Here is a 13,004-nt window from a genome sequence, read left to right on the forward strand (position 1 = left end):
TTGACAATTGTTTCGGTAATTAGTTAAACTCTTTAATAGTTAAACAATCAAACTAAAGGAGCAGCATATGGTACAAAATAAAATTGCCCAACTCATCCAGAGATATGCGGACGTCTATCTCATGATGGAGAAAAAAGTATCGAGTATGATCACGGAAAAGCTCGATAAAGAACTGACACTTGATCAATATTACTCGCTTCGATACATCAATTTACACCCAGGATGTACATCAACAGACCTTGCCATCGAATGTAATGTCAACAAAAGTGCTGTGACATCCATGACCAATCGTCTTTTTAATAAAGATTATATTTATCGTGAGCATGATCAAGCTGATCGAAGAAATGTTCATCTCTATGTGACGCCCGAAGGAAAAGACGTGGTCAGCCGAATGGAAAAGCAGCTTCAGGATCTTGTTCGGTCATATTTAGAAAAGTTTGATGAAAAAGAAATCGAATCATTTATTCAAACATATGAAAAGATTTATCAGATTATCATCGAAGAGGAGGCACAACATAGTAATGAGAGCAATCATAAAGGGTAGATGGCTGATCACGATCCTTTGGGTCGTACTAGCGGCTGTATTATTAATCACCGCTCCTAATATGGCGCAATTAACAAAAGAAAAAGGGCAGATTTCTGTTCCAGATGGTTATCCTTCTTCCTACGCCGATCAATTATTAAAGAACATGTCTGAAAATGGTGATACGGAAAAATCGATCGTCATTGTCTTTCAAGGAAAGGATATCGTTAAAGAAAGAGAAGCCTCTTTAAAGAAAGCGATGGAGATTTTAGAAAAGGATCAAGATCTCCATGTTGAAGACATCACTTCTTATTTTGATGCAAACAAAGATATTAAAAAACAGATGCTCTCTAAAGATCAAACAACACTTCTTGTTCCAGTTACATACGACTCGAACAAAATCAAAGCATCCGATTTTAAAGAAAGAGTCAATGAAAAGCTTAAGAGCCTGAACCTGAAATTTGAAATGACAGGGCAGCCGCTAATCGACGATGATGTCATCACAAGCTCACAAGAAGGTCTGAAAAAAACAGAATTCATTACAATTGGGTTTATTTTAATTGTTCTTGTGCTTGTCTTTAGATCCGCAGTGGCACCGTTCGTTCCTTTAGTGGCCGTAGCGCTTTCCTATTTGGTCAGCCAATCCATTGTGGCTTACCTAGTAAAGTATGTTGATTTTCCGCTCTCGACCTTTACCCAAATTTTTATGGTCGCCATCATGTTTGGGATTGGAACCGACTACTGCATCCTGTTGCTAAGCCGATTTAAAGAAGAACTATCTCACGGAAAAGATAAGGTTGAGGCGATTATTACAACATATAAGACGGCAGGTAAAACCGTTTTATTCAGCGGAATTGCTGTCCTCATTGGTTTTACGTGTATCGGTTTAGCCGAATTCCAACTGTATAAATCAGCTGTCGCCGTGGCGGTTGGTGTTGCCGTGTTAATTGTGGCATTGCTCACTGTCGTTCCATTCTTTATGGCGGTTTTAGGAAAAGTGTTATTTTGGCCGATCAAAGGCGATATTGCCCACCCGCAATCGAAAATGTGGGAAACAGCCGGTCGTTTTTCATTTATGAAACCACTTCTCAGCTTGCTAATCGTTGCAATTATTACCCTTCCAGCGATTCTCATGTATAAAGGAACACTTTCATATAACAACCTAGACGAAATCGGCAATAAATACGAATCCGTCAATGCATTTAATACGATCTCTGACAAATTTGGACCAGGTGAAGCCCTTCCAGCAACCGTTGTCGTGAAATCATCCGATCTTTTAGACAATAACGAAGGTCTGATTGCTGTTGAAAAACTAAGCCGCGCTATTGAACAAACAGATGGCGTGAGTAAAGTAAGAAGTGCCACTCGTCCTGTTGGTAAAGGACTGAATGATCTGTACGTGAAATCTCAAGCCAAAGAGCTAAATAGCGGGCTTGATAAAAGTAACGAAGGGTTGAAAAAGATCCAAGATGCTCTTACAACCATGAGTAAATCCATCGAGGATCAAACACCACAAATTAAAGCATCAGGAAAAGGCATTAACAAATTGATTTCTGGAACTGAATCCGTAAAATCAGGTATTCAAAACGTCGAAAAAACGATGAGAGAACTGCAAACCTATATCGATCAAAACAAAAAAGGTGTTTCTGAAATTAAAGAAAGAATAAAGGGTGCGAAAAAGGAATTAACAGATCAAGTCGCACAAGTGAATCAGCAAGTGGCACTGTATAAAAGCATTTCTAAAGAATTAAAAGCAGCATTGGCACAAGTCGATACGTCATCCTCTGCCGCAGCGGATGTGAAAGCTTTGATCAGTCAAGCGAATAAACAATTCAGTACACTTGAGCAGCAAATTCCGCAGGTGAAAGAAAACCAATCATATCAAGCCATCAAAGCTTCATATAAGGAACTTTCTACTACCTTGCAAGAAGGAGCCAAACAGGCTGACAGCTATGCAAAACAAGCAAAAGAAGCAAAAAAACAGCTTGAAGCAGCAGATGCTTTTATCGCAAAAGCTTCAGAGCAGCAAAAAGTGTTTACAAATCAAATTGATGAGCTGATTGCTGGCTTAGAAGCCATTGAAAACGGGCTAGATCAAACGTCTAAAGGCCAAGGGCAGTTAGCTGATAGTATGCCTAAACTTGCAAATGGAGCCGGCGACATCATTAATGGTCAAAAACAAATGAAAGAAAAAATTGGCGGCTTTGGTGACAATCTGACCAAGCTGACAGATGGTCTAAACAAAAGTGTCGACGGCCTTGAGAAAATTTCAAACGGCTTAATGGGTGCAGGAGACTACTTAGATGAACTGAAAAACGCGCCAGATCAAGACATGGCCGGTTGGTTTATTCCAAAAGATGTCCTGAAAAACAAAGCTTTCAAGCAAGTGTTCGATTCCTATATGTCTGATGACCGCAAAATGACAAAGATTGACGTCATTTTAGAAGACAATCCATATGGAAACGACGCCATGAAAACAATTAAACAAGTAGAAGCTTCGGTCAAACGTGCACTTCCTGAAACAAACCTAAAAGATGTTTCATTTGGCGTATCTGGTGTTTCAAGTATGAACGCTGATTTAAAACAGCTGTCAGACCAAGACTTCAATAAGACGGTTCTTTACATGATGATCGGTATTTTCTTAATACTAGTGATTCTCTTCCGTTCTCTCGTGATGCCGCTTTACTTAGTTGGATCGCTGATTTTAACGTACTTTACCGCCATTGGTGTAACAGAATTTATTTTCACCCATTTCTTCGGATATCCGGGCATCAACTGGGCTGTTCCATTCTTTGGCTTTGTCATCTTAATGGCGCTTGGAGTCGATTATTCGATTTTCTTAATGGAACGGTTCAATGAATACAAAACAAAAGACATCCAGTTTGCCATGACTGAATCAATGAAAAATATGGGATCTGTTATTATGTCTGCTGCCGTCATTTTGGCAGGAACATTTGCAGCGATGCTACCTTCAGGTGTATTGTCACTCTTACAAATTGCAACACTTGTTCTAACTGGACTTTTATTGTATGCACTCGTTGTGCTACCATTGTTCGTACCTGTGATGGTCAAATTGTTCGGATCAGCGAATTGGTTCCCATTTAAACGAAAAGAATAAGGATTCCATAAAGAAAGTAGGAACAAAGTATGAGTCGTTGGGCACTAATTACTGGTGCCAGTGGCGGAATTGGGCAGGCGACAGCCAAAAAGCTTGCCCAAGAAGGCTGCCATCTGATGCTCCATTATCATCAAAATGAACAAGCGGCTAATCGTCTTTCCGCCGATCTCAAAGAAACATATCAAGTAGAAACGTACGTCGTTCAAGCTGATTTAGCGAAAACAGGCGGAGCAGCAGAGCTTGTCAGCCGCCTGCCGCTTGATCCAGATATTCTTGTTTTAAATAGCGGAAAGAGTCATGTTGGTTTAGTGACAGATACTGAAAAAGAAGTTCTAGCCAGCATGGTGCAGCTTCATGTGACAAGTCCATATGAGCTTACCCAATCCATTTTGCCTGCCATGATTCAAAAAAAGTCAGGACATATTATTGCGGTTAGCTCAATATGGGGGGAAACGGGTGCCTCGTGTGAAGTACTGTACAGTATGGTCAAGGGTGCTCAAAATGCCTTCATTAAGGGGCTTGCCAAAGAGCTTGCCCCAAGTGGAATTAGAGCAAATGCAGTCGCACCAGGTGCGGTTCAGACTGATATGATGAAAAGCTTCACACAAGAAGACCTTGCGATGATGGAAGAGGAGATTCCACTAGGCCGTCTTGCCGCACCTGAAGAGATAGCCGATGCCATTTGGTTTCTTGCCTCCAAGCAGTCAAGTTATATCACAGGTCAAATTTTATCTGTCAATGGCGGCTGGTACTGTTAAAAAACGTGTATAATTCGTCTCTCCATGACAAAAGCTATGGCTGTAATTCATCTTTTCGAATGGAGGAATCGACATGTCTGTACTTGAGAGCTGGGACCATTGGAAAAACTTTTTAGGTGACCGTTTAAATCATGCACAGGATAAAGGTTTATCAGATGATACCATCAATAACCTTGCGTATGAAATTGGCGGATACCTGGCTAATGAAGTTGAAGCAAAGAATGAGCAAGAAAGAGTACTTTCTGACCTTTGGAGCGTTGCATCAGAAGATGAGCAGCGTGCCATTGCAAACATGATGGTCAAGCTAGTTGAAAATAATAGCTCGCACTAAACAAAAAGAGAGGTCGTTTGTGCCTCTCTTTTTATTTTAACCGTTTAGCAACATTGTGCTTTCTAAAAATGTGAAAATGCTTTATGATAAAGGAAGGTAAAAATTTGCCACAATGAAGGGGGTAATATCATTTGGCAAAGCTCGAATGGTATTTTGAATATGAGATACAGGTGAACCGTCCCGGACTTTTAGGAGACATTTCTTCTTTAATGGGGATGCTTTCAATTAATATTGTGACAATTAATGGTGTTGATGTATCAAGACGCGGCATGCTTCTTCGATGTGACCACACAGACCAAATTAAGCGGCTTGAATCAATTTTAAATACAATGGAAACGATAAAAGTAACGAAACTAAGACAGCCAAAACTTCGTGACCGTTTAGCTGTTCGTCATGGAAGATACATTCAGCGTGATGCGGATGACAAAAAGACGTTCCGTTTTGAAAGGGACGAGCTTGGTCTACTTGTCGATTTTATGGCTGAATTATTTAAAAAAGAAGGACATAAATTGATTGGAATTCGCGGCATGCCGCGGGTTGGAAAAACAGAATCAATTGTTGCTTCAAGTGTATGTGCAAGTAAGAGGTGGCTGTTTGTATCGTCGACTCTTTTGAAACAGACCATTCGCAGTCAGCTGATTGCAGATGAATACAGCCCAGATAACGTCTTTATTATTGATGGGATTGTGTCGACAAGAAGAGGTTCTGAAAAGCACTTGCAGCTTTTAAGAGAAATTATGAGACTGCCTGCTACAAAGGTGGTAGAGCATCCAGATATCTTTATTCAAAATTCAGAATATACAATGGATGATTTCGACTACATCATTGAATTGCGTAATAGTGCAGACGAAGAAATTACATACGAGCACGCTGAAGAACCACAAGTGTTTGATCATTCTGGTTTTTCTGGCTTCGATTTTTAATATGGTAATGGTAGGTGTTTGTTTTGACTGAATTGGGAAAACGGCTCGTTGAGGCCAGAGAGGAAAAAGGGATGTCGCTGGAGGATTTGATGGCGGCTACCAAAATCCAAAAGCGCTATTTGCTAGCAATAGAACAAGGAAACTATGATATCATTCCAGGTAAATTTTACGTCAGAGCGTTTATTAAACAATATGCCGAAGCCGTTGGACTGAATCCTGAACAATTGTTCGAAGAGTTTCGTAAAGATGTACCAAGCACGTATAACGATGAAGTGTCTGATAAATTATCAAATATTAAACCGCAACGAGAGCTGCCAAAGCCTGCCTCAAAGGTACTGGAGCTGCTTCCGACGATTTTAATCATTGGAGGGATCCTTGTGGTGATCGCTATCATTTATGTGATCGTTCAAGCGGTTAATCATGATAGCGGACAAAAAAATAATCAGGCGGCTCCTCAGCAATCAGAATCAAAATACGAAGTGTCTAAGGATTCATCGCTTGCAAAGGATCAAAAGAAAAAGGAAAAAGCTTCGTCAGATGATCAAGAAAAATCATCTGAAAAAGACGATTCCTCAAAGGATTCATCTAAAGACGATGAAGATGTTTCTTTGAAGGCGACGAATACAGAGGGTTCTACGACAACGTATGAAGTATCAGGTGCAGAAGAGATGGAGCTAACCATTTCTGCCTCACAAGCTTCATGGCTTCGTGTGAGAGACGAATCTGGAAAAGTGCTGAAGATGGGTGAATTGAAAGATGGCGAATCGTTTAAAACAGACTTGACTGATCTTTCCCAAGTCGATATTCGCTTAGGAAATGCATCGGGAATCGATATTAAAGTCAATGACGAAACGCTGAAGTACGAATTAGACCCTAAAAACACCATGACACAAAACATTGTGATTGTGAATAAAGGAAAGGAAAAGTCATCTTAAGCAAGTAGATGACTTTTCTTTTGTTCCTACTATTATATACATAAAAAAATGCCTTATTGGAGGATTGGAATTCATGTTTAACTTACCGAATAAAATTACTCTTTCTAGGATCGCCTTGATTCCTGTGTTTATGTTGATTATGCTTGCTCCATTAGATTGGGGTGTTGCGCGCTTTGGTGACGTCAGCATCGAAGTCACTCACCTTGTTGGAGCGATCTTGTTTATTGTCGCTTCGACAACCGACTGGATTGATGGTTACTATGCACGTAAGCTCAATTTAGTCACAAACTTTGGTAAATTTTTAGATCCGCTTGCAGATAAATTGCTTGTTTCAGCGGCTTTAATTATACTTGTTCAATACAATCTCACACCGGCATGGATGGCAATTGTGATCATTAGCCGTGAATTTGCTGTAACAGGCCTAAGGCTTGTCTTAGCTGGAGGCGGTGAAGTGGTCGCAGCCAATATGCTTGGAAAAGTGAAGACGTGGGCGCAAATCATTGCGATTTCGGCACTTCTTTTGCATAACCTGCCGTTTGAACTTGTATCATTCCCATTTGGTGATCTTGCTATGTGGGTAGCGGTGTTCTTCACTGTTGTCTCAGGCTGGGATTACTTTGCGAAAAACTGGGAAGCCTTAAAGAATTCTAACTAAAAAGGACGTGTACGCTTTGAAGTCAGAGAGAAAAGCAGAAATTATTGCAGTCGGTTCCGAACTTTTGCTAGGGCAAATTACGAATACGAATGCACAATTCATCAGCAAACAACTAGCTGAAATTGGTGTGAATGTTTATTACCACACAGCAGTTGGTGACAATCCAGAGCGTTTAAAAAGGGCCATTCAAGTGGCACAGGAAAGATCGAATTTTATTATCTTCTCAGGGGGTCTTGGACCAACGAAAGATGATTTAACAAAAGAAACCATTGCGAGTACGCTCGGTAAAGAGCTTGTGCTAAATGAAGAAGCATTTGAGTCTATTCAAGAATACTTCCGTAAAACCGGACGTGATATGTCACCGAACAACCGTAAACAGGCGCTCGTTCTAGAGGGATCTGATGTGCTCGTAAACCGTTTCGGAATGGCACCTGGTATGTTTATACAAGAGGGAGATACGTTTTACATTCTGCTCCCTGGACCGCCAAGTGAATTGCATCCGATGTTTGAAAACGAAGCGAAGCCGCTTATTTCTGAAAAACTCGGCCTAAAGGAAAAAATCGTGTCTGTTGTCTTGCGTTTCTTTGGCATCGGTGAATCTCAGCTGGAAACAGATCTTGAAGATTTAATTGATGCACAGACCAATCCGACGATTGCACCGCTTGCAGCTGACGGGGAAGTGACGCTAAGGCTGACAGCCAAGCATGAGGATGAAAAAGAAACAGAGCGTCTGTTAAAAGAAACAGAAGCACAAATTTTAGAACGGGTCGGCGAGTACTTCTACGGATATGGTGATACATCTCTTGCCTTTGAAGCTTCAAAGGCCTTGCATGAACACGGGAAAACAGTAGCAGCAGCTGAAAGCCTGACTGGTGGTATGTTTTCAGAGTGGCTGACAGATCTCGAAGGGGCATCATCCATTTTAAACGGTAGTGTGGTTTGTTACACAAATCAAGTCAAGCAGCAAGTGCTGGGCTGCCGTGAAGAAACATTGTCTTCTCATGGTGCTGTCAGCAAAGAGTGTGCGTTAGAGCTCGCAGAAGGCGTTAGAAAACTGACGGGAAGCGATATCGGTATTAGCTTTACAGGTGTGGCAGGTCCTGAACCACACGAAGGACAGCCGGTTGGAAAAGTATTTATCGGGCTATCGACAAAAGATCAGACAGACGTGTTTGAATGGATGTTTACTGGCAGCCGATCAGGCATTCGCAAGCGTGCTGTGAAATATGGTTTGCACCACCTTCTCAAATTATTAAAAGAAAGTTAATTTTGTTTTTTATGAGGTTTACTCCTTTATAAAAGAGCGTTTCTTCTAATAGAAACAGCTCTTTTCTTAAATAATCTGCCAAGAAAAAATCGAATATGTGTTCGTTTTTTTCTTGGCAAATGACGTAAAACAAGGTATAGTATAGATAGTGGAATTGATAAAGGAGGAAACAATAGAATGAGTGATCGTCAAGCAGCCTTAGATATGGCTCTTAAACAAATAGAAAAACAGTTTGGTAAAGGCTCTATTATGAAACTAGGAGAGCAAACAGATACACGTATTTCAACAGTACCTAGTGGTTCGTTAGCACTTGATACTGCGCTTGGAATAGGTGGATACCCTCGCGGCCGTATTATTGAAGTATATGGTCCAGAGAGTTCTGGTAAAACGACAGTAGCACTTCATGCGATTGCTGAGGTTCAGCAGCAGGGAGGACAAGCTGCATTTATCGATGCGGAGCATGCACTAGATCCAGTTTACGCTCAAAAATTAGGTGTCAACATTGATGAGTTATTGCTTTCTCAGCCGGATACAGGAGAACAAGCACTTGAAATTGCAGAAGCACTTGTTCGTAGTGGTGCAGTTGATATTGTTGTTATTGACTCAGTAGCTGCTCTTGTACCAAAAGCAGAGATCGAAGGAGACATGGGAGATTCACACGTTGGTCTTCAAGCACGTTTGATGTCTCAAGCACTTCGTAAACTATCTGGTGCTATCAACAAATCAAAAACAATTGCGATCTTTATTAACCAAATTCGTGAAAAAGTAGGGGTTATGTTTGGTAATCCTGAAACAACGCCTGGTGGACGTGCACTTAAGTTCTATTCATCTGTTCGTTTAGAAGTACGCCGTGCTGAACAGTTGAAACAAGGGAACGACATCATGGGGAACAAAACGAGAATTAAAGTTGTGAAAAACAAAGTGGCACCGCCATTCCGTATTGCCGAAGTAGACATTATGTACGGTGAAGGTATCTCGAAAGAGGGAGAAATCATCGACCTTGGAAGCGAACTAGATATCGTACAAAAGAGCGGGGCTTGGTATTCTTATCAAGAGGAACGTCTTGGACAAGGACGTGAAAATGCGAAGCAATTCCTAAAAGAGAATAAAGACATTCTTCTTATGATTCAAGAGCAGATCAGGGAGCACTACGGTTTGGATACAAACGGAGTGAAATCAACTGACGAAGAAGGACAAGAAGAATTGGAATTGAATGACTAAAAAGACGCTGAAAAGCGTCTTTTTTTTACAATTACATAACAGCTAGCGGGTCAAAAGTTCTGTCTTTGCTTGAAATAACGACTTACGCCTCAGTCTGACTAGCTTGACAAGTATTTCCGACACAATTACAATGGGAATGTATCACTTGTTTTTCTTAACATGATTGATAACTAATTTAAACTTGACAAGGGCAGTGAGGATCTCATTCCCTGTGAAGGCCCTGTATGTTGAGACACAAAACAATGTACATGCCGACACTTTATTTGTAAAACCAAGTTCATAGCAAGAGGAGGTGAAAATATGTCGCCTACGATGTTTACGATCATCTCCATTTTGCTGAGCCTAATCTGTTTAGTTGTTGGCTACTTTGTTCGTAAAACCATTGCAGAAGCAAAAATATCCGGCGCAAGAAACATGGCCGAACAAATTGTTGAGGATGCAAAGCGTGATGCGGAAGCATTGAAGAAAGAAGCGCTCTTAGAAGCGAAAGATGAAATTCATTCGTTTCGTGTAGAGGCGGAGCAAGAAGTTCGTGAAAGACGTAATGAGCTTCAAAGACAAGAAAACCGTTTACTTCAAAAAGAGGAAAACCTTGATCGCAAGGACGAGACTTTAGATAAACGGGAGTCCCTGTTGGAGAAGAGAGATCATTCTCTGAATGAACGACAACAACATATTGAAGAGATGGAAAGCAAAGTGGATGATATGATTCGTTTGCAGAAAGCTGAGTTGGAGCGTATTTCTAGTCTAACTCGAGATGAAGCGAAACAAATCATTCTGGATCAAGTTGAAAATGAGCTTTCCCACGACATTGCAGTCATGACGAAAGAATCTGAAAACCGGGCGAAAGAAGAGGCTGATAAAAAAGCGAAAAACATTCTTTCACTTGCGTTACAGCGTTGTGCAGCTGATCATGTAGCTGAAACAACGGTATCTGTAGTCAATCTTCCAAATGATGAGATGAAAGGTCGTATTATCGGACGTGAAGGACGAAATATCCGTACGTTAGAAACGTTAACAGGTATTGACCTGATCATTGATGATACACCTGAAGCTGTCATCTTATCGGGCTTTGATCCGATAAGACGTGAAACAGCGAGGATAGCTCTGGACAAGCTAGTCCAGGATGGACGTATTCATCCTGCACGAATTGAAGAAATGGTGGAAAAATCACGCCGTGAAGTCGATGATTATATCCGCGAGATGGGTGAGCAAACGACATTTGAAGTCGGAGTTCACGGTTTGCATCCGGATCTCATCAAAATTCTCGGTCGCTTAAAATTCCGTACAAGTTATGGACAAAATGTCCTGAAGCATTCAATTGAGGTTGCACATCTTGCAGGTCTCATGGCTTCAGAGCTTGGAGAAGATGCAAAGCTTGCAAAACGAGCAGGTCTTCTGCATGACATTGGAAAAGCCATTGATCATGAAGTAGAAGGAAGCCACGTGGAAATTGGCGTTGAGCTTGCGACGAAATATAAAGAGCATCCTGTTGTCATCAACAGTATTGCATCTCACCATGGTGACCAAGAACCGACATCTATTATCGCTGTTCTTGTTGCGGCAGCCGATGCATTATCTGCAGCACGCCCTGGTGCAAGAAGTGAGACGCTTGAAAATTACATTCGGAGACTTGAGAAATTAGAAGACATCTCTGAATCTTATGAAGGTGTTGAAAAATCGTTTGCGATACAAGCTGGACGTGAAGTGCGTATTATGGTGAAGCCAGATTCAATTAATGATCTTGAAGCTCACCGTCTAGCAAGGGATATTCGTAAGCGGATTGAGGACGAGCTCGATTACCCTGGTCACATTAAAGTGACAGTTATTCGAGAAACTCGCGCAGTAGAGTATGCAAAATAGAGCGGTGCGCTTAGCGCCGCTTTATTTTTTTGTGTAAATATGCAACACTGATAAGAAGATCATTTTATAAGAGAAAGGGTTCAAAACGTATGAAAATATTATTTGTTGGAGATATCGTTGGTTCACCTGGCAGAGATACACTGAAAGAATACTTGCCAAAGCTAAAGAAAAAATATCAGCCACACTTTACGATTGTCAATGGAGAAAATGCGGCTCATGGGAAAGGTCTTACTGAAAAAATCTATCATGAGCTGCTTCAAGCTGGGGCTGATGTGCTCACGATGGGGAACCATACATGGGATAAAAGAGACATCTTCGATTTCATCGATGATGCACCCCATATTGTTCGTCCGGCAAACTTCCCGCAAGGTACACCAGGGAAAGGGCTCACTTTTATTAAAAAACAAGGTAAAGAACTAGCTGTCATCAACTTGCAAGGCCGCACATTTTTACCTCCGATTGACTGCCCATTTCAAAAAGTAGATGAGCTTATAGCAGAAGCTTCAAAACGTACACCGTTTATTTTTATTGATTTTCATGGCGAAGCCACAAGTGAAAAGCAAGCAATGGGTTGGTATACAGATGGCCGTGCATCATGTGTCGTTGGAACACATACACATGTTCAAACAGCAGATAACCGCGTCTTGCCAAAAGGAACTGCTTATATTTCGGATGTTGGCATGACTGGTCCTTATGACGGCATTTTAGGTGTTGATCGGGAAACGATTATTAAACGATTTAAAACGAGCCTTCCTGTCCGTTTTGAAATTGCAGAAGGCCGCACGACATTAAGTGCAGTGATCGTAGAAATTGACGAACCGTCGAAAAAAGCTGTCAAAATTGATCGAATTTTGATAAATGATGACCATATTTTCTTTGAATAAATATTCACATATTTATTTCAGAAAAATATTAATCAGAAAGAAGGAATATGCGCCCTCTATCGTGAATATAGTAAAAATGGTAGGTAGCCTGCTATTTTTGAAAAACATTTTGGGGATGGATTTTCAAAAAAATAGCAACATCTAACAAAGATTGTTCTAATGAACACTCACTTATCCATTGTAAATTTAAGGGGGAGCAAAAATGGAAATTTTAAAAGTTTCAGCAAAGTCAAATCCAAATTCAGTAGCAGGAGCATTAGCCGGCGTTTTACGTGAACGCGGTGCAGCGGAAATACAGGCTATCGGCGCTGGAGCACTGAATCAGGCGGTCAAGGCTGTCGCCATTGCAAGGGGATTTGTTGCGCCTAGCGGAGTGGATTTGATATGCATTCCAGCCTTTACTGACATTCTTATCGATGGAGAAGAAAGAACAGCAATCAAACTGATTGTTGAACCACGATAATTCTAATTTTATTATTTTCAACCTGCTTACATCATGTAAGCAGGTTGTTTTTGTTTACCGCTA

The 13,004-nt window shown here is 40.9% G+C and carries 12 protein-coding genes; all 12 read left to right on the forward strand.

The features are described 5' to 3' along the window. Positions 1 to 67: 67 nt before the first annotated feature. The 12 genes from ACTJKA_RS06205 (at position 68) to spoVS (ending at position 12,941) form a co-directional block, all read left to right on the forward strand. Complete coding sequence (locus ACTJKA_RS06205; RefSeq protein WP_007499493.1) at positions 68 to 544, forward strand: MarR family winged helix-turn-helix transcriptional regulator; 477 nt, start codon at positions 68 to 70, stop codon at positions 542 to 544. Further along, positions 522 to 3,641, forward strand: coding sequence for an MMPL family transporter (locus ACTJKA_RS06210; RefSeq protein WP_171465339.1), 3,120 nt, complete (start codon positions 522 to 524; stop codon positions 3,639 to 3,641). The genes ACTJKA_RS06205 and ACTJKA_RS06210 overlap by 23 nt, the downstream gene beginning before the upstream one ends. 29 nt (positions 3,642 to 3,670) lie before the next feature. After that, positions 3,671 to 4,399 carry an elongation factor P 5-aminopentanone reductase gene (gene ymfI / locus ACTJKA_RS06215; RefSeq protein WP_440607655.1) on the forward strand — a complete coding sequence of 243 codons (729 nt, stop codon included), beginning with the start codon at positions 3,671 to 3,673 and terminating at the stop codon, positions 4,397 to 4,399. Between the two features lie 73 nt (positions 4,400 to 4,472). Further along, positions 4,473 to 4,730 carry a DUF3243 domain-containing protein gene (locus ACTJKA_RS06220; protein ID WP_008344693.1) on the forward strand — a complete coding sequence of 86 codons (258 nt, stop codon included), beginning with the start codon at positions 4,473 to 4,475 and terminating at the stop codon, positions 4,728 to 4,730. Between the two features lie 131 nt (positions 4,731 to 4,861). Further along, a complete protein-coding gene (locus ACTJKA_RS06225; RefSeq protein ID WP_003211480.1) occupies positions 4,862 to 5,653 on the forward strand; it encodes a DUF3388 domain-containing protein in 792 nt (263 codons plus the stop codon). A gap of 23 nt (positions 5,654 to 5,676) precedes the next feature. Further along, positions 5,677 to 6,588: a helix-turn-helix domain-containing protein gene (locus ACTJKA_RS06230; RefSeq protein WP_008344690.1), complete on the forward strand. Its 912-nt coding sequence runs from the start codon at positions 5,677 to 5,679 to the stop codon at positions 6,586 to 6,588. Positions 6,589 to 6,661: 73 nt separating this feature from the next. Then, on the forward strand, positions 6,662 to 7,243 hold the full coding sequence (pgsA, locus tag ACTJKA_RS06235) for a CDP-diacylglycerol--glycerol-3-phosphate 3-phosphatidyltransferase (RefSeq protein ID WP_008344688.1): 582 nt from the start codon (positions 6,662 to 6,664) through the stop codon (positions 7,241 to 7,243). A 16-nt stretch (positions 7,244 to 7,259) separates the two neighbouring features. After that, the gene (locus tag ACTJKA_RS06240) at positions 7,260 to 8,510 is read left to right on the forward strand and encodes a competence/damage-inducible protein A (protein WP_007499480.1); all 1,251 of its coding nucleotides are present in this window, start codon (positions 7,260 to 7,262) and stop codon (positions 8,508 to 8,510) included. 177 nt (positions 8,511 to 8,687) lie between these two features. Continuing rightward, positions 8,688 to 9,731 carry a recombinase RecA gene (recA, locus tag ACTJKA_RS06245; RefSeq protein WP_007499478.1) on the forward strand — a complete coding sequence of 348 codons (1,044 nt, stop codon included), beginning with the start codon at positions 8,688 to 8,690 and terminating at the stop codon, positions 9,729 to 9,731. Positions 9,732 to 10,031: 300 nt separating this feature from the next. Next, entirely contained in the window at positions 10,032 to 11,594 is a 1,563-nt protein-coding gene (rny, locus tag ACTJKA_RS06250) for a ribonuclease Y (RefSeq protein ID WP_007499477.1), read from the forward strand. Positions 11,595 to 11,683: 89 nt separating this feature from the next. Further along, positions 11,684 to 12,478, forward strand: coding sequence for a TIGR00282 family metallophosphoesterase (locus tag ACTJKA_RS06255; protein ID WP_019744184.1), 795 nt, complete (start codon positions 11,684 to 11,686; stop codon positions 12,476 to 12,478). A gap of 202 nt (positions 12,479 to 12,680) precedes the next feature. After that, positions 12,681 to 12,941 (forward strand): stage V sporulation protein SpoVS, encoded by a 261-nt coding sequence (gene spoVS, locus ACTJKA_RS06260; RefSeq protein WP_003211281.1) that lies wholly within the window; start codon positions 12,681 to 12,683, stop codon positions 12,939 to 12,941. The last annotated feature ends 63 nt before the right edge of the window (positions 12,942 to 13,004 follow it).

Origin of the sequence: Bacillus sp. 22190, from assembly GCF_052045575.1 — a bacterium.
Taxonomy (GTDB): domain Bacteria; phylum Bacillota; class Bacilli; order Bacillales; family Bacillaceae; genus Bacillus; species Bacillus altitudinis.